The 17392-nt window shown below is 35.5% G+C and carries 22 protein-coding genes and 1 riboswitch; of the genes, 8 read left to right on the top strand and 14 right to left on the bottom strand.

What is annotated here, in order from left to right; translation table 11 throughout:
- Positions 1–134: 134 nt before the first annotated feature.
- The gene (locus tag EG359_RS03550; RefSeq protein ID WP_076351863.1) at positions 135–788 is read right to left on the bottom strand and encodes a metal-dependent transcriptional regulator; all 654 of its coding nucleotides are present in this window, start codon (positions 786–788) and stop codon (positions 135–137) included.
- 85 nt (positions 789–873) lie between these two features.
- On the opposite strand from EG359_RS03550, the gene EG359_RS03545 reads away from it, so the two are divergent.
- A complete protein-coding gene (locus EG359_RS03545; RefSeq protein WP_076351865.1) occupies positions 874–1908 on the top strand; it encodes a threonine aldolase family protein in 1035 nt (344 codons plus the stop codon).
- A gap of 51 nt (positions 1909–1959) precedes the next feature.
- On the opposite strand, the gene EG359_RS03540 is transcribed toward EG359_RS03545, so the two are convergent.
- Entirely contained in the window at positions 1960–2460 is a 501-nt protein-coding gene (locus tag EG359_RS03540) for a hypothetical protein (protein ID WP_076351867.1), read from the bottom strand.
- A 158-nt stretch (positions 2461–2618) separates the two neighbouring features.
- On the opposite strand from EG359_RS03540, the gene EG359_RS03535 reads away from it, so the two are divergent.
- A complete protein-coding gene (locus tag EG359_RS03535) occupies positions 2619–3578 on the top strand; it encodes a hypothetical protein (RefSeq protein ID WP_076351869.1) in 960 nt (319 codons plus the stop codon).
- 38 nt (positions 3579–3616) lie between these two features.
- On the opposite strand, the gene EG359_RS03530 is transcribed toward EG359_RS03535, so the two are convergent.
- The 6 genes from EG359_RS03530 to EG359_RS03505 form a co-directional block, all read right to left on the bottom strand.
- The gene (locus tag EG359_RS03530) at positions 3617–4171 is read right to left on the bottom strand and encodes a DUF4256 domain-containing protein (protein ID WP_076351871.1); all 555 of its coding nucleotides are present in this window, start codon (positions 4169–4171) and stop codon (positions 3617–3619) included.
- 94 nt (positions 4172–4265) lie between these two features.
- Positions 4266–4664: a DoxX family protein gene (locus EG359_RS03525; RefSeq protein ID WP_076351874.1), complete on the bottom strand. Its 399-nt coding sequence runs from the start codon at positions 4662–4664 to the stop codon at positions 4266–4268.
- Positions 4665–4681: 17 nt separating this feature from the next.
- The gene (locus tag EG359_RS03520) at positions 4682–5260 is read right to left on the bottom strand and encodes a YdeI/OmpD-associated family protein (RefSeq protein WP_076351876.1); all 579 of its coding nucleotides are present in this window, start codon (positions 5258–5260) and stop codon (positions 4682–4684) included.
- Positions 5261–5358: 98 nt separating this feature from the next.
- A complete protein-coding gene (locus EG359_RS03515) occupies positions 5359–5823 on the bottom strand; it encodes an SRPBCC family protein (RefSeq protein WP_076351878.1) in 465 nt (154 codons plus the stop codon).
- 104 nt (positions 5824–5927) lie between these two features.
- Positions 5928–6257, bottom strand: coding sequence for an ArsR/SmtB family transcription factor (locus tag EG359_RS03510; RefSeq protein WP_076351880.1), 330 nt, complete (start codon positions 6255–6257; stop codon positions 5928–5930).
- 380 nt (positions 6258–6637) lie between these two features.
- Positions 6638–7093 carry a VOC family protein gene (locus tag EG359_RS03505; RefSeq protein WP_317043330.1) on the bottom strand — a complete coding sequence of 152 codons (456 nt, stop codon included), beginning with the start codon at positions 7091–7093 and terminating at the stop codon, positions 6638–6640.
- A 111-nt stretch (positions 7094–7204) separates the two neighbouring features.
- Between EG359_RS03505 and EG359_RS03500 the strand changes: the two genes are divergently transcribed.
- From EG359_RS03500 to EG359_RS03490, 3 genes are all read left to right on the top strand, one after another.
- On the top strand, positions 7205–7741 hold the full coding sequence (locus tag EG359_RS03500; protein ID WP_228434892.1) for a hypothetical protein: 537 nt from the start codon (positions 7205–7207) through the stop codon (positions 7739–7741).
- A gap of 21 nt (positions 7742–7762) precedes the next feature.
- Entirely contained in the window at positions 7763–8356 is a 594-nt protein-coding gene (locus EG359_RS03495; protein ID WP_076351882.1) for a hypothetical protein, read from the top strand.
- A gap of 268 nt (positions 8357–8624) precedes the next feature.
- Positions 8625–8969, top strand: a complete 345-nt coding sequence (locus tag EG359_RS03490) for a helix-turn-helix domain-containing protein (protein ID WP_084180283.1) — start codon at positions 8625–8627, stop codon at positions 8967–8969.
- A 270-nt stretch (positions 8970–9239) separates the two neighbouring features.
- Here the strand turns inward: EG359_RS03490 and EG359_RS03485 are convergent, their stop codons facing one another.
- The 4 genes from EG359_RS03485 to msrB all read right to left on the bottom strand — a co-directional run bounded on the left by EG359_RS03485 (position 9240) and on the right by msrB (position 12074).
- Positions 9240–10052, bottom strand: a complete 813-nt coding sequence (locus tag EG359_RS03485) for a ferritin-like domain-containing protein (protein ID WP_076351884.1) — start codon at positions 10050–10052, stop codon at positions 9240–9242.
- 24 nt (positions 10053–10076) lie between these two features.
- Positions 10077–10787 carry a ferritin-like domain-containing protein gene (locus tag EG359_RS03480; RefSeq protein ID WP_076351886.1) on the bottom strand — a complete coding sequence of 237 codons (711 nt, stop codon included), beginning with the start codon at positions 10785–10787 and terminating at the stop codon, positions 10077–10079.
- Between the two features lie 82 nt (positions 10788–10869).
- Positions 10870–11439, bottom strand: coding sequence for a fasciclin domain-containing protein (locus tag EG359_RS03475; protein WP_076351887.1), 570 nt, complete (start codon positions 11437–11439; stop codon positions 10870–10872).
- 119 nt (positions 11440–11558) lie between these two features.
- The gene (gene msrB / locus EG359_RS03470) at positions 11559–12074 is read right to left on the bottom strand and encodes a peptide-methionine (R)-S-oxide reductase MsrB (protein WP_076351888.1); all 516 of its coding nucleotides are present in this window, start codon (positions 12072–12074) and stop codon (positions 11559–11561) included.
- Between the two features lie 90 nt (positions 12075–12164).
- Between msrB and EG359_RS03465 the strand changes: the two genes are divergently transcribed.
- Positions 12165–12734: an RNA polymerase sigma factor gene (locus EG359_RS03465; RefSeq protein WP_228434894.1), complete on the top strand. Its 570-nt coding sequence runs from the start codon at positions 12165–12167 to the stop codon at positions 12732–12734.
- Position 12735: 1 nt separating this feature from the next.
- Positions 12736–13548, top strand: a complete 813-nt coding sequence (locus tag EG359_RS03460; protein ID WP_076351889.1) for an anti-sigma factor — start codon at positions 12736–12738, stop codon at positions 13546–13548.
- Between the two features lie 139 nt (positions 13549–13687).
- On the opposite strand, the gene metE is transcribed toward EG359_RS03460, so the two are convergent.
- Positions 13688–15991, bottom strand: a complete 2304-nt coding sequence (metE, locus tag EG359_RS03455) for a 5-methyltetrahydropteroyltriglutamate--homocysteine S-methyltransferase (protein WP_076351890.1) — start codon at positions 15989–15991, stop codon at positions 13688–13690.
- Positions 15992–16163: 172 nt separating this feature from the next.
- A riboswitch (cobalamin riboswitch) is annotated at positions 16164–16349 on the bottom strand.
- Positions 16350–16539: 190 nt separating this feature from the next.
- Between metE and EG359_RS03450 the strand changes: the two genes are divergently transcribed.
- Positions 16540–17001 carry an Lrp/AsnC family transcriptional regulator gene (locus tag EG359_RS03450; RefSeq protein WP_076351891.1) on the top strand — a complete coding sequence of 154 codons (462 nt, stop codon included), beginning with the start codon at positions 16540–16542 and terminating at the stop codon, positions 16999–17001.
- A gap of 66 nt (positions 17002–17067) precedes the next feature.
- Here EG359_RS03450 and EG359_RS03445 read toward each other — a convergent pair whose 3' ends face one another.
- Positions 17068–17352 carry a bacteriocin-like protein gene (locus EG359_RS03445; protein WP_076351892.1) on the bottom strand — a complete coding sequence of 95 codons (285 nt, stop codon included), beginning with the start codon at positions 17350–17352 and terminating at the stop codon, positions 17068–17070.
- Between the last annotated feature and the right edge of the window lie 40 nt (positions 17353–17392).

Below are 17392 nucleotides of genomic sequence, written 5' to 3'. Positions count from 1 at the left end.
AATTATGCTATCCTTGCTTTTCAAAAAGATGTGAAAATAAAATTATGCTTCCATGTGAGTTTAAAGCTTATTATTCTTTTTTAAATATATAATATAAAAGGTGACCCTATACCTAGTGGTCACCTTTTATAAATTTATTTTTTTACCAATATTTTCTCAGTTGCTTTTTTGCTTAAAATTTCAGTTTTGCCATCAATTTCTATGGTCATCGATTTATCAAAACTTTCAATTTTAATGATCTTTACCTTGGTATTAAGAAGAAGCTTTCTGTCATTTAGGTATGTAAGAAAAGCATCGTCGGAGAGGGTAACTGAAGCAAAAGTTACATTTTCTCCAATTTCACAGCTGCTTAATTTCTGAAGATCCTGAGCGATGATGTTACCGTCTTTATCAGGAATAGGTTCTCCATGGGGATCGAATTTAGGATGATCAAGAATTTCATCCATCTTATCAAAGAAAATTTGAGAGTGTACATGTTCAAGTTGCTCGGCAATTTCATGCACGTTTTCCCAACCAAAATTCATTTTTTTGACCAAAAACATTTCGGTAAGTCGGTGCTTTCGAACCACAAGGGCGGCTTCCCGTCTTCCGTTTTCTGTAACGATTAGTGGTTTGTAGGTCTCATAGATGACCCACTTTTTCTCAGCAAATTTCTTCATCATATTATTAACGCTTGGCATTTTTACATTTAAAAATTTGCTGAGTTCATTAATGGTCACCTTTCTTTCATTGTCAACTAAATGAAACAAAGCTTTCAGGTAATTCTCTTCTGTTAGGGTTGTTCTCAAAATGTTAGATGATTTTCAATACAAAACTAACAAAATAATATGGAAAGATCACTCTTGTTATTTTAACTTTTTTTAATTTTACAGTATGAGATTTTCATTCAAAAACGACTATTCTGAGGGATGTCACCCCAATATTTTACAAGCTCTTTTACAATATAATCTTGACCAACAGGCCGGTTATGGAGAGGATATGTATTCTTTGAAAGCAAAAGAATTAATTAAGGAAAAAATAAATAAGAAAGATTCAGAGGTTTATTTTGTTTCCGGAGGAACACAGGCAAATTTAATCGTGATTTCATCTATTCTAAAGCCTTATCAATGTGCTGTTTCTGCATCTACAGGACATATTTTAAATAATGAAACCGGAGCGATTGAAGCTACCGGACACAAAATATTAAGTATTGAAACTGAAGACGGAAAACTAAGACCATCCGATATTATTCCGGTTTTAGAGGGCCATAGTAATGTTCCGCATCAGGTAATGCCAAAGCTTGTTTATATATCAAATTCTACGGAATTAGGTACCATTTATCAGGCAAAGGAACTGGAAGAACTTTCTGAATTTTGCAGACAGAATCGTCTCTATTTGTTTATGGACGGAGCAAGGCTAGGACACGGATTAACTTCCGAAATCAGTGATCTTACCTTGGAAAGAGTGGCGGAACTTACTGATATATTCTACCTTGGCGGAACCAAAAACGGAGCATTGATAGGAGAGGCGATTGTGATTAATAATCATGTACTTCAAGAGGATTTTGCATTTAATATCAAGCAGAAAGGAGCATTATTGGCCAAAGGACGATTGCTGGGAATCCAGTTTATGGAACTGATGAAAGATGACCTGTATTTTGATCTGGCAAAACACGCCAATCAACAGGCAATGAAGATAAAACATGCACTGCAGGAAAAAGGAGTAAAATTCCTTTCTGATACCTATACCAATCAGATTTTCCCGATTGTAAGCAATGGCCTTATCCAGGTTTTATCAGAACATTTTGATTTTTTTGTCTGGAAAAAAATAGATGAGAGTTTTTCGGCCATCCGTCTTATCACTTCATGGAATACGGGTGATGATGCAGTAAATCAATTTATTGAAATAATAAAAAGAGAGTTGCCATAAAATAAAAACAGCCTTTATGAAGGCTGTTTTTATTTATATAAGTAGGGGCAATTATTTTAAAGCTTTGGTAACCACTTTACAATCTGCTGTATTTAGTTTTTGTCCATCCTTATAGCTGATCTTTTTTTCGTCAGCATATTTAGATTGCCCGTCTTCGTCCTTATGATCTCCAATACCTTCCGTTAGGGCATTATCCTTTTGAAGGAAGTAAATATCTCTTTTGCTTTTTTTACCCTCAGAAGTGAATTCGTAGGTCAGCTTCAGGGTATCTCCGGACTTAAAACCTGTAATATCTCCTTTTGAACTGTCTTTCTCGCTGTTTTTGTAAGATAATTTTCCAGTAATTGTTCCCAGATTATCATCAATAGAAGCAAAAATACTGTCTTTTCCTGTAGTTCCAATATAGCAGAAAGATTTTGGACCTAATGTATCCACTACAGGTTCAGCTACGGCAATGGTATCTGTTTCAACTTTCGGAGCAGGAGCTTCGGCCTTTTTATTACAATTGATTAAAAAGGCTGAAACTGCGCCCAGTAAGATTAATTTTTTCATATCCTTAATTATTATAGTCAGATTTTGAATTCCAAAAATAATAATACTATTTATATATTAAAGAATAATATTTATAAATAAGAATAATTTCTAAAATTTTAAAATGACGAAAATGATTTAGGCATAGAAAATGATTGTACACTTTTAAATTGATTTTAATGAAAATTGCAACTAAGTTGATAGGACTGGGATTCTTTGTTTTTGGCTTATCACTTTTAATGGGACAGTCCCCTCAAAACTATATTTATACTTCATCAGGAGATCTTCGGGAAATTGAAAAGATGATTATGCGGGAAGATATCGGCGGGGTGCAGATTGTTTATAACTGGAAAGCTTTGGAAAAATCGAAAGATGTGTATGATTTTTCTGTTATTGAAAAAGATCTGGATTATTTAAATTCTATTCATAAAAAGTTATTTATCCAGCTTCAGGATAGATTTTTTGAGCCGCAGGCAAGATATATTCCTGATTATCTGTTGAGTGATAAAGAGTATGCCGGCGGATTGGTTGCTCAATATGATAATCCGGGTGAGAATAAACCTGTTGGAAGCGGTTGGGTAACCCAGCAATGGAATTCTGCAGTTCAAAAGAGATTTCAAAAGCTGATAGAAGCACTGGCAAAGAAATTTGATGGAAAGATTCAAGGGATTAATCTTCCGGAAACGGCAATAGATATTGAAATGAAGGGGGATAAAACAGGGTTTAGCTGCGATCGTTATTTTCAGGCTGAATTAGAAAACCTAAAATTTGCAAGAAGTGTTTTCCATCATTCCTATGTTTTGCAGTATGTCAATTTTTTTCCTTGTGAGTGGGACAATGACCATCAATATATGTCCAGACTTTTTGATTTCGCCTATAAAAATAATATAGGTTTGGGCGGACCAGATATTGTTCCAAATAAAAAGGCTCAGATGAAAAATTCTTATCCTTTTTTTAATCAATACAAAGGAAAGCTTTCTCTTGTAGCAATGGCGGTTCAGGAACCCACACTTACCTACAAGAACCCTAAAACCGGAAAGAATTTTACAAAAGAAGAATTTACAGAATATGCAGAAAACTATCTGGGAGTTACCATTATATTCTGGAGTGTGGAATCTCCCTGGTTGAGAGATTCCTAATGTTTTCTGAGAAAAAAATCCAGGTAAGTTTCTCCGTTTTATATTTTTAATAATCCCCTAAATCCTCTTGCAGCATAATAGGAATCTGCACCATTATGGTACATAAAGACCGTATTGTAGCGTCTGTCACAAAAGATTGCTCCTCCCAGTTCTCTGATGGAAGCCGGAGTTTGTACCCAGCTTGATGTCTTTTGATCAAACTTTCCAAGTTCCTGAAGGTGGCGGTATTGTTCTTCGGTTAGAAGTTCAATTCCCATTTCAGAAGCTTTATCGATGACATTACTTTCAGGTTTATTGGCTTTTCGTGAATTCCAGGCTTGGTAATCATAGCAAAGGCTTCTGCGTTTCGGGCTTTCGGGAGAGCAGTCGAAGAAGAGGTATTCATCTGTTCTTTTATCATAAGCAACCACATCTGGTTCGCCTTCGGTTTCTTCCATTTGGTGCAAAGACCATAATTTTTCAGGACTGACCTCCAATTTAGCCTGGATTTTCTCCCATTTCAGGTCCTTATGGCGGTGCATATTTTTTTCAAAACGGGCTTTTAGTATTTTTAAAAGTTCGATGATTTGTTCTTGGGTGAGTTTCTTTTTCATATCAAGTTTTGTTTACTATTGGTTTTGCTAATGAGGATTTGCTTAAGTTGCAGGGATTTTATCTACAATAAAATTTTTGATTTTTATCTTAAAATCAATCAATAATAGTGATTTTTCTATCTAAAGGTCTTAAATACCATGAAATAATGACTAAAATAAGCAGTAATACGGCAGGAAAAGTTCTTCCGATAGCATCGCCCACAATAAGGTGTGAAATCACAGCTCCGGACATTACAAAGAAAAAGCCTGCGTAAGCCCATTCTTTAAGAAGCAGACGTTTTGGGATCAGTATTGCGATAACGCCCAGTAGTTTCCATATTCCGAGGATTATCATGAGATAGGATGGATAGCCGAGGGTAGTGAAGTTGGCCAGCTCATCTTTGCTTTGCATGATTTGAACAATCGCTGTAGAGGCCATTCCTAAGGACATCCATAGGGTGAATATCCAGTAGAAGATTCTTTTTCTTTTTTCTGATTTATTTGATGTTTCCATGGTATTTATTTTTGTGATTAGTCATTTAGTCCTTTTCCGATAAGGATTTGAGGGATGCATTTTTCAATTCTTGCTTCCCGTGTTTTAGGCTGCTTGGCAGAAGAAAAATGGAGTAGGTAAGCTCTTTGTCGTCCTGGTGTTAAGGATTCAAAGGCTTCTTTTAATGCGAAATTATTGTCAAGTTTAGATTGAAACTCCTCAGGCATTTCAAATTCCTTGGTTTTCTTCATTTCAACTTTAGCTCCTGATTCTTCAATTTCAACGGCTTGAAACATATACGCTTGAAGATTTTTTTCCAAATCAATAATTTGTTGCAGCTCTGTAAAACGGATTTGTCTTGCAGCCTGTACATTTTCAGATTGCCGGATCAAAATATGGTCAGGGTCTTTCATCAAGGCCCCTTTAAAAAAGAGAATTGCACAATAGTCTTTAAATCCGTGAATTAAGAAAATATTTTTTCCCTCGTAGGTGTAACAGGGGCAGCCCCATTTTAAATCTTCTACAAGTTCGGTGCTTAGGGCAATCGCTCTTAGTTTTTCAAATTCTTCTTTCCATTGCGTGGCATTATCAAAGAAAAAATTAACTTTTGGATTCATGTGTTTTATGTTTAAGGGTTTGAGTGTGTTAGAGTGGTAGAGTTATAGAGTTTTGGTTTGGAATGAGATGATCTCTATAACCAAGAACCTAAAACCTATTACCTGCCACCTAACATTTCCTGCAAACGATTATGCGCCATATTAATACCCTGTGCAAAAGGCATTTTCAGATGCTGATCTCTGAAATCCACAGATTTATAAATGGTTTGGATCGTAATTTTACTGGTGGTTTCCGTTAATTTTTCAAATTCTAAAAACTCGAACTGTGCAGGAAAAGGAGTGTTTTCCATCTGGAAGGTTCTTGTAATTTTCTCATTCTGAATAATGTCGTGAATGGTTCCGTTGGCACTGAAGACTACATCACCTTGAGGGTTTGAGGTTTCAAATCGGTAACTCCCGTGCTGTTTATTTTCAAATTTTGTCACTTTGGTTCCCATCCATTGCTCGAAAAGTTCAGCTTCTGTATACGCTTTGAAAAGCAGTTCTACAGGAAGATCAAATTCTCTGATAATGAAGATTTCCTGTTTTCCGTCTTCTACGTGGATTTTTGTTTTAAGTTCCATATTTTGAGTTTGGTGTTTGAGTGTGGGAGAGTATTAGAGTATTAGAGTATTAGAGTATTAGAGTATTAGAGTGGGAGTTGTTGGGTATTATTACTCATTGCTCATTACTTATTATTCATGCTTTGAAAGGCTTTCATGACACTTTCCAGTTTGTTGAATTTCTCATCCCACATTTTGCGAAATGGTTCTATAAAGTCGGCTATTTCTTTCATTTTATTGGGATTTAGGTGATAGATAATTTCACGACCATTCTGTTCAGATCTCAGTAACTCACATTCTGTAAGGATCTGGAGATGCTTGGAAACGGTAGGTCTTGCCGTATCGAAATTAGATGCAATAGCCCCTGCAGTCATAGATTGAGCCGCTACCAGCATCAATATTGATCTTCTGGTAGGATCTGCAATCGCCTGAAATACATCTCTTCTTAAATTCATTATGTAGTTATTTGACTACAAATATATATGTAGTTATTTAGCTACGCAAGTGTTTTTAAAAAAAATATTGATTTTAATAATTAACGGAACTGAATTGTTTCTCACAGATCTTGGGGGATTATGCAGATTATGAAAGTATGAGATCTGCGATATCTGCTTTATCAGCGAGATGTTTCTTAGCTAGATCGAATGTTTCCCGTAGATTATGAAAGATCATTTTCCGCAATGACCTAATATTAAATAAGCCGTTTTTACAGAAAAGTCATTAGAAGCTCATATAAGAGGTCTTTTTTCATTCAGTACCTATGCTATCTGATTGATAATAAATGTGATATATGGTGATTTTTACTTTTAAAGCTAATAATCGGTATTTGAGATCTTTACATATGAAATACATTAAATTTATGTCCGTCCGGATCAGCAAAGACAAAGCCGTAATAATTGTTTCCAAAGCTTTCGGGAGGGGAGATGATTTTTCCACCCGCTTTTTCAACTTCCTCAGCCCATAGATCTGTCTGTTCCTTGCTTTCTGCCGAAAGAGTGAATATAATTTCATTGGCATTTTGAGAATCACCAAATCTTACATTCTTCACATTGCTTTCCAGTATGTTTTTTAGGAAGAAATGAATAACAAAATCTTTTTCACCTACGAAAAAACTTACCAATTCATTAGAACTGTTCGGATTATTGGGCTTAAACCCTAACTCTGTATAAAACTTCTGTGTACGTTCTAAATTGGCCACTGCCAGATTGGCCCAAATCATTTTAGGTTTCATATCATTACATTTTTTGGTTAGCATAAAATTACTGTCTTTCTCAGCAATAGAGGTTGCCATGTGACAAGATTTTGTATTTTTAATGAACAAAATAAAAAAATAGCAAACAAAAGAAGAAGAGTCATTATCACAAGTTTAATTTAACATAATATATAGGAGTATAAGTATATAATGATAGAACTAAGACATGAAATAGAGCCGGATATGGAGACTGCAGAAAAGCGATATCCTGAGGTTTTGAGGCTTATTTTAGAATATACTGACCAATGTGATGAAGAAGGAGATGAAGATAATATCAAATATAAAGTATTGGAAGACAGGCTTCATGGCATGACAGGAAAAGATATGTCTCAGTTTAATCTATGGGAATGGTGGGAATGTGATGGGGCAGAGCATCTTGCTTTTGATATAAGTTTACCTGATCCTCAGATAGTTAATGGGGTCACAAAAGATGAATTGGCAGAAATTGTAAGGCGAGTACATATTTTTGAAACTCCTGATTCAGAAGATCAATCATTTAAAGCATTGTTTTATAGTTACATATGTTTTGGAAATGGCTATTATTCAAGGTTTTTGAAACTCAACTGTAAGGGGTATAATATCAAGCTTTTTCAGTCTCATAAGGATAAAGATGGGAATTATTATGAGTATGGCAAGGAAGAAATAACGGATCGTCTTTGGAATGGCGGAATGATCAGTAAAGAGTAATTATATAGAGAAAATAATATAATGAACGAAAATATAATACATAAAATCAATGATTTAGGAGGAAATACAGATGATGTGAACGCAAATAAAAGTTTTGCTGAAAACTGGCAGAGCATCAGCTTTAATCACCATCTATATGATAAAGACTGGGACGTTTATGGGATTGATGAATTCTATAGCAAGCACAAGGATCTGTATATAAATGATGAAAAGAAATTTTATGAGGATTTGTTGAAGCATTATTTTTCTGATCATGAATTACCGTACGGTCAATATTTTTTCAGAGATTGGTTTTTTACGCCTTTTAAAGAAGGTACGAACGATCAGGAGGAATTTGACGGACTTATTGAGGAAAGTATCGTACAGGAAGTTGTAAAAGTTTCTAAGCCGGATTTTATCTGCATATTTTATTCATACGGATATCCGGATCATTTTTTTATTTGTACAGCAGATCCTGAGCAATCTAATCCAACAGTTTACAGTACAGACCACGAAGTGTATTTTGAAGATATTGAAAACGAAGGAAGTCTGGATGAGTTTCTGGATAGATTTATGACCAAGAAAGAGTTCCTAGAGGTTGTAAGGGAGTATTTAGGTGATAAGCTGAACAAATGAGAATTTTGATAAGGTAATACTCCATTTTGGCAATTATAATCAAATCCTATAATTTATATTATGTTAAATTGTATATTATTCCTGATTTATATATTTTAAAACACTCAGCCTTTAATAAGACTTATTTCTTACAATAAAGCCTTAGATTTTACTAAGGCTTGGGCTATTTAATGATATTGTAATAACTTAGTATAATGTAGATAAAGAGTTTTCTTCTTTTATGGTCTTGACAAGTGAATTTATTTTTTCATAGCCTGCAGAATATAATATGCCAGCCATACTGATTCGCTTCACTCCTATTCTGGTAAGCTCTTCAACAGAGGAAAGACTGGAAATACCTACGACATTTAAAGGAAGCTGTGCTGTAAGCCGGCGGAATTTTGACCGTCGTTTCATTAAAGCAACCGGTATTACTCCGGTTGAATATATGCAGAGAGTGAAGATTGAAGCGGCCAAAAGCCTACTCGAAAGAGGTAGGAAAAGTGTTTTTGAAATTATGTATGAAGTGGGCTATAGTGATGAGAGAGCATTTCGGGACGTTTTTAAGAAGAAGACAGGCTTATCCCCAACTGACTATAAATTGAGGTTTAATAAAGAATCTAGTTTTTTCTAGGATTTTCTTTATGTGATAAGGTCTATAAATAGTAATCCGCGGTTATAGAGATTGTAACAGCGGATTACTGTTTATATGGTTACTTTGTACTCAATATTAAATTTTTAATGCAATTTTGTTGCTTTGTTGATTTTGAATATGTTTTTTATTTTAACAGTACAATGTGATGTAATGATATGTATTCTGTTTAAAAATAAAAACCGCTCTTTTCAGAGCGGTAGAAAACTTGATCATGAGGCTTTCAAAAAAACCTCTATTAAACATAATGAACTATACGATAAACAGAGATGCAATAGTTTGTGCATCACTGCCACTTAATATTTCGTCGTACGCAGCAGAACCAGCGGCTGCTCCAAATAAGGTACTTGTATTATAGCCAGCCTGGTTAATATTTTCTTCTCCGGCATATACAGGATTAGTTGCTGATGGCATATTTCCTCCATTGGCAAGCTCAATCCAACCTTTATTGGCTCTCATTCTTCTCACTTGTGAAGCGTGTCTTGCTTCTACAGAGTGAATCTGTAATGCTGCCTGAAGAACAACCTTGTTGGACATTACATTTCCTGCTTGTCCTTTATAAGCCCTTACACCCGTATCTTCAAAGGCCTGAGCCAACACAAGAAACTGGCTGTAATCTGTAAAAGGAGAAAAATTTCCACTGGCTGTAAAATCGAAAGTAGGTTTAGCTCCCGGTGTTGTACCCAAAGAGGTAAGTGTGCTTTTCAGGAAGTTAACATGAGCAGATTCATGTTTTGAGATTTGCATAAACACAGCTCTGTCTGCATTAGGAATCAGTGCGGGTGTTGATAATCCTATACTGTAATATTCATTTTCTAGGTATTCCAATACCAGAGCGAGTTGTAAGGCATCAGTTAGGGTACTTTTTAAGGCAGCCCCTGTTACATTCATTTTTGTTGTTTCGGCTTTGGTAGTTGCCATTAGACTCCCTAAGCCAAGCGGTACAGCGGCTATAGCTGCTTTTTTCCCGAATAAAGATATATCCGTAATTGTTTCCAGTCTTGAAGCTTCTTTGGTAAAGAATTTATCGTTAGAAAGCTTATCTAGTAATCTAAGAATGTTCATAATGTAATTTTTAAGGGTGAATGATTAGTTTATGCCTCTTTCTTTCCAGGTAAAGGGTGTTTTTATGAACCCGCCGGCAGCCATTACAATATCTTTTGGCTCTTTAGCAAGGTCAAGCCCGTTAGCATCTATAACATCATCTCCTGAAAAATCAGCAGATCCGGGATTGATTAAATTTCTAATAGCTGAAGCATGTCTGGCTTCCACAGAAACTATTTTACCAGCAATAACAAGGTAAGCAGGATTTGAAATGTATTTTCCAGCTCCATTGTATGCTGCTACTCCAGTATCTTCCAACGCTTTTGCTGTAGCCAGTACCGAGTTTCGGTCATTAAAATTTACATTAGGATACTGGAATTCAAGCTTAGGCAGCACGTGATCTGTAGCACCGCTAATGGCTGCCTTGAAAAAGTCTCGATGGATGACTTCATGGTGGTAAAGGTCTGTAAACACTTCTTTTTCAATACTGGAAATACCGGTATAAAAATTATTGACCACTTTCGTATAAAAGTCCGCTTCCAGCTGTTCAAGGGCATATGCATAGTTAAGTATGCCTACATCACCGGTTCCTAAATCATAGATTTCATCATTTATAATCTGAAAATCATCGTTGTTATCACATCCTACTAAGGTAAGGCCAGCAATGGCTAATCCTACTCCACTCAATTTTAAAAAGTTTCTTCTGCTTGTATCAAGAGTTGCTCCCTGATTAGAAACATGAATCGTTTTTTTCATAATATTAATTTTTAGTGTTAGGTTAATGTTTAAAGAGAGAAAACAGCATATTGTGATATGCTGTTTTTTTAATCTCAGGGTATTAAGGCATCAAAACTGTATCAATTACATGAATCACACCGTTAGACTGGTTCACATCAGCGATGGTTACCTTTGCACTGTTTCCTTTAGCGTCTTTCACATATAGGTCTTTACCTTTTGTCCAGAACGTAAGGTCTTCACCTTGTACTGTTTTCATCATACTTTTCCCGTTTCCGGCTTTTACAGCCGCCCATATTTCTTTAGCACTGTATCTTCCTGGAAGTACATGATAGGTTAATATGGTGGTCAATGTAGCCTTATTTTCAGGCTTTACAAGATTTTCTACTGTTCCTTTCGGAAGTTTTGCAAATGCAGCATCCGTGGGAGCCAGCACAGTAAAAGGTCCGGCGCTCTGTAATGTTTCTACAAGTCCCGCAGCTTTTACTGCTGCTACAAGAGTTTTGTGATCTTTAGAATTTACAGCGTTTTCAATAATATTTTTGGATGGGTACATAGGAGCCCCTCCTACCATTACTGTTTTTTCTTTCATCGTTTGTGCTGTTACCTTCCCGCTAAAAGCAAATGATAATGCTACCATTGCTAAGACTGTGAGTTTTGATTGTGTGTTCATTGTGTTGAATTTTTTTAATTAATTATAGTTAATTGTGCTTTTAATGTCATTTACGAGGTTGGTTCTGTTTTAGATTGAAAAAAAATGAAATTATTTATAACTACATGATTTTCAGTATTTTATTTTTTACTGGGTACAAATTCAAGGCAGATAGAATTCATGCAGAATCGTTTTCCTGTTGGTTTTGGACCATCATCAAACATATGTCCAAGATGCGAGTCACATCTTCCACATAGTACTTCAGTTCGTTCCATATGATAAGAAGTATCTTTTCTGTATCTGACACTGTTTTTACGGATGGGCTGATAAAAAGAAGGCCAGCCGCAGGTTGTGGCAAATTTTGAAGTAGAAAGGAAAAGAGCATTTCCGCAAACAGCACAATAGTACATTCCTTTTTCATCGAATTCATCATATTTTCCGGTAAAAGCTGTTTCTGTGGCTCCTTCTCTTGCAACTTGATATAGTTCAGGCTTTAAAATCTTTTTCCATTCGGAATTACTTACTTTCAGAGGGTTTTGGGCGGTATGCGAGTAGTAAGGATTTGAAGTTTTAAAAAGATGGTTTTGTGCCTTACATACTCCGGCAGATAAAGCAATACAGGAGATGAGTATTGCTTTTGGTATTATATTTTTCATATTTAATATTTTTTACTTATTCTCTAAAAATCATGTACGAAATAAAAGATCATCCGGATTTTATTGTTAATATGTTTTATTTTATTACATTTGGATGGAAAAATAAAAGCTATTAAAACAACCTATTCGGAAGAAGAACTTATCGTTTTACTAAAAGAAAAAAACGAAAACGGTTTTCATTATCTGTATGACCACTATTCTGGTGCGTTGTATGGAGTAATTCTTCGAATTGTTCAGTCTAAAGAATATACAGAAGAAATAATTCAGGATGTTTTTGTTAAAATATGGAATTCTATTCATCAATACGACGTTTCTAAAGGGAGGTTTTACACCTGGATGATCAACATTGCCCGAAATACGGCAATAGATTATTTAAAGTCGAAAGGATTTCAGAATGAACTTAAAAACCAATCGCTTCCAGATTTCGTATATAATACTACAGAGCTTTCAACAGTCAATGATTCATCCGATTATATCGGGTTTAATAACGTGCTTGAAAGCTTGGAGGTTGATAAGCAGGAACTTATCAATATGGCTTATTATCAGGGATATACCCAACATGAAATATCCGAAAAACTGAAGATACCGCTGGGAACGGTAAAAACGAAAATGCGGAATGCGTTGATGAAATTAAAGGATTTGTTAAAAGATTATCAATAAATTGAACACTAAAGAATACATATCATCCGGAATTATAGAATCTTATATTCTAGGCCATGCTTCTACAGAGGAAGCAGGTATTTTGGAGTGTGTGATGAAGAATAATACTGAAGTAAAAGCTGCTTTTGAAGAAGCACAAAAAACTTTGGAAAATCTTGCTACGGCTCAGGCTGTAACACCTCCAAGTGATTTGAAGGCTAAAATTTGGAATAAAATTCAGCAGGAACAGATTATTGAAGAGGAAAAACTTTCCATTTCTATTCCGTCTCCTGTTATTAAACCTTTGGAAGAAAATATTAGAGTTAAAACCACCAACAACTGGAAAACTCTGGGTATTGCTGCTTCTGTTTTATTTTTGGGAAGTATTGCAGGAAATCTTTTTTGGGTTAACAAACAATCTGAAAGTCAGAAAGAAATTGCAAAAATGAGGACTGAGAAACAATTTCAGGATGTAGCAATACAGAAAATGAATCAGAAAATGGCTATGTTTTCCAATCCTGATATGCAAATGGTAATGCTAAAAGGAGTAGAGAAACATGAAGATGCAAAAGCGATGGTTTTCTGGGACAAAAAAACAAAAGAAGTGTACCTTAATGCTGAGAATCTTCCTAAGGCGCCAGAAGGAATGCAATATCAACTTTGGGCAATTGCGGACGGAAAGCCCGTAAGTGCAGGAATGTATACCCAGGATAAAGACAGTTTAATTGCATTGGCCAATATTCCAAATGCACAGGCTTTTGCCATTACTCTTGAAAAAGAGGGCGGAAGCCCAGTTCCTACTATGGAAAACATGTATGTGATGGGAGGAATATAACGATTGATTTGAGTATCATGCTGTTATTTAAATAAATAGAATCCCTATTGTATACGGAATTATAATATTTAAAAATAATAAAGTCAAAAAGCATCCAATCCGGATGCTTTTTGATTTGTATAAAATTGAAAGTTTATTTTTAAATTGAATATTCAACTGCGGCTTCTTTTGCTGCGGCAACCATTGCAATTAAAGCCTTTTCAGTTTCTTCCCAATGTCTTGTTTTTAATCCACAGTCGGGGTTTACCCAAAGTTGATGAGCAGGAATTACATCCTGAGCCTTTTTCAGAAGTTCTATCATTTCTTCTTTTGACGGAACTCTCGGTGAATGAATATCATAAACACCCGGCCCGATTTCATTAGGATATTTAAAATCTGCAAAGGCATTTAAAAGTTCCATTTGTGAGCGGGAACATTCTATGGTAATAACGTCTGCATCCATATCAGCAATATTTTTGATAATATCATTGAATTCCGAATAGCACATATGGGTATGAATCTGGGTGGCGTTTTCTACTCCACTTGCTGATATCCTAAAGGCTTCTACAGCCCATTTCAGGTAATTCTGCCATTCTGTTTTTCTTAAGGGAAGCCCCTCTCGTATAGCAGGTTCATCAATTTGAATAATCCTGATTCCTGCTTTTTCAAGGTCTACCACTTCATCACGAATGGCTAATGCAATTTGTTTACATGTTTCAGAACGAGGCTGGTCATTGCGTACAAAGGACCATTGCAGAATAGTAACAGGACCTGTTAACATTCCTTTTACCCACTGATTGGTTTGTGACTGAGCATATTGAGACCAGTAAACCGTCATGGGTGCAGGACGGGAAACATCCCCAAAAATGATTGGAGGTTTTACACATCGGCTTCCATAGCTTTGTACCCAACCGTTTTTGGTAAATACAAACCCCTCAAGTTGCTCACCAAAGTATTCCACCATATCATTACGTTCAAATTCCCCATGAACCAGAACATCGATTCCAATTTCTTCCTGCCAGCGGATGGTTCTCTGGGTTTCTTCCTTCAACAAGGCATCATACTGCTCTGCAGTTAATTCTCCTTTCTTGAATTTTGCTCTCCAGCTTCTTACTTCTGTAGTCTGTGGAAATGATCCAATGGTCGTGGTAGGAAATAATGGCAATTGTAATGCTTTTTGCTGCTCTTCTCTACGGATTTGGAATGAATTCTTTCGTTGTGAATCTTCTTCCGTTACAGCTTCTGCTCTTTGCTTTACAATATTATTATGAATTAGAGAAGAGGTTTTTCTACTTGAAACGGCTTTTTTATTTTCCTCAAAATCATTAATAATATCCTGATTTTCTGTTCCGGAAGCTAACTCTTTAAGGTTAACAACTTCCTTTACCTTTTGTTTAGCGAATGCCAGCCAGTTTTTAATTTCAGGGTTCAGATTGGTTTCAAAGTCTAAATCACATGGAGAATGAAGCAATGAACATGATGGAGCGATAAAAACTCTTTCTGAACCTAGTTTCTCAACGGTTTTATTGATAAAAGCCAAAGACTTTTCAAAATCATTTTTCCAGATATTTCTTCCATCTACAAGTCCCAGTGATAAGCTTAGATTTTCCGGAATTGAATTGATTACATCTTCTAATTGCTCAGGGTTTCTTGCCAAATCAACATGTAAAACATTTACAGGAAGTGAAACGGCAAGGGATAAATTGTCTTTTAATCCATCAAAATAAGTAGCAACTATGAATTTTAATGTTGGAAATTGCTTTCTAAGCTCTGAGTAAACAGTAATATAAGTTTCCTTGGCTTTTTCTGTAATATCCAGAGAAAGGAACGGTTCATCAAACTGAATCCATTCTGCGCCCTGTTCCTGAAGTTTTGATAAAATCTCGACGTAGACAGGTAGAATATTTTGGGCAAGATCCAGCTTGTCCAATCCTTCTTCTTTTTCTTTTCCTAAAAGTAAATAAGAAACCAATCCTATAATTACAGGCTTAGCATTGATTCCTGCCTGCTTAGCTCCTGCAAATTCATTGAATATTTTACTTGAAGTAAGCTTAAATTGCTGGTTTTTATAGAATTCAGGGACAATATAATGATAATTGGTATCAAACCACTTGGTCATTTCCATAGCGGTAATATCCAGTCCGTCTTTTTGATATCCTCTCGCCATTGCAAAGTAAAGATCCAGCTCTGAGTTGTTTCTTTTAAGGGCAACTTCATGATAACGTGTCGGAATAGCTCCTACGATAAGGCTCATATCCAATATCTGATCATAGTAGGAAAAATCATTACAGGGAATTAAGTCTATTCCTGCTTCTTTCTGAAGATTCCAGTTTTGGTTACAGATATTTCTTCCTACAGTAAGAAGTTCCTCCAAAACAATTTTGCCTGACCAATATTGCTCGCAGGCTTTTTTGAGTTCTCTTTTGCTACCAATACGCGGATAGCCTAGAATGTGTGTTTGCATTTTTAAACTTTTAATTAAACTTTTTTGTTAAAAGCTCTTTGAATGCTTCGTAATGTTTTGCGTATAAGAAGATCTTGATATAAATGATATAGATAACCCGTGCTATTCATCCTTAGAGAAATGCACTATCTTATATCATCTGTATGACTCAAAAGCTTCAGGTTGCGAAAGCATTGTCAATTCAGTAAAGGCAGGTCTCCTGACTTGTAACAGTTTCCGCCATCCTTCCCGCTTTTGGCAGTGGATATACAAGGACAGAAACCTTTGGTGTGTTACTTACAGTTGCGCGACAGCTCGTGATTCTCACACGATTCCCTATTAATCTACCTTAAGTAAAACCTTTCCTGTTTGATGAAGTATATAAAGAACTGTTTTACCAATCTTTAATAAGTAATGGTAAAAGATTTTAATTTTGTGTAAAATTAGTGATACAGAATATATTAACAATTGATTGATGTTTATTAAGCAAATAAAACTTTATAAATTATTTATTAAAGAATATAATTCTGTAATTTTGGTTGATTTTAAAATTAAAAGAATAATATTCTGTGGAACAACTTGATGATAAGGACCTGAATTTACTGAGACTGCTTCAGAACAATTCAAAATTGACCGTTAAAGAGCTTGCCAAGGAAATAAACCTTTCTCCTTCACCTGTTTTTGAAAGGGTAAAAAGACTTGAGCAGGAAGGGTATATTAAAAGATATGTAGCTGTTTTGGATGCTGAAAAACTCAACCGTGGATTTACGGTTTTTTGCCAGATCAAGCTAAAAATTCATGACCGGTCTGTGGGGTATGATTTTGTAAAGGAAATTTTGGAAATTGAAGAAGTGGCAGAATGCTATAATATTTCTGGTGACTTTGATTTTCTATTGAAAGTACAGGTTCGGGATATGAAGCATTATCAGGATTTTGTATTTAATAAGCTTGGTTCTGTAGATTCTATAGGTAGTACCCACAGTACATTTGTAATGGCTGAAGTAAAAAATAACCACGGCCTTACCATATAATATTTCCCCATAAAAAAACCGCTCTGAAAAGAGCGGTATACTTTTTAAGTGCTTGTTCGTTTTTTCCTAGCAAGTAGATCCACATTCAAGTAACTTGATGTGAATTACACCGTTAACAACGCATTGAGTTTGACATAATGCATTACCTACAACGGTACCTACACCACCAACAACGCCACCAACTACACCGCCTACTCCACCTACAACACCTCCTACTACACCACCTAGGCCGCCAACAACGCCACCAATTACACCTCCAAGACCACCAATTAGTCCTCCGATTGGATCAAGTAATCCGTTTCCTGAAATAGTTTTTAGTTCGTTTCTGTCTAGTTTTTTGAAATTTTTCATGATTAAAATTTTATATGATTAATACATCACAAATATATGA

Origin of the sequence: Chryseobacterium joostei, from assembly GCF_003815775.1 — a bacterium.
Taxonomy (GTDB): Bacteria; Bacteroidota; Bacteroidia; order Flavobacteriales; family Weeksellaceae; genus Chryseobacterium; species Chryseobacterium joostei.
Note: the sequence above shows the minus strand (reverse complement) of the source record. Positions and strands in the feature narration are given on the sequence as shown.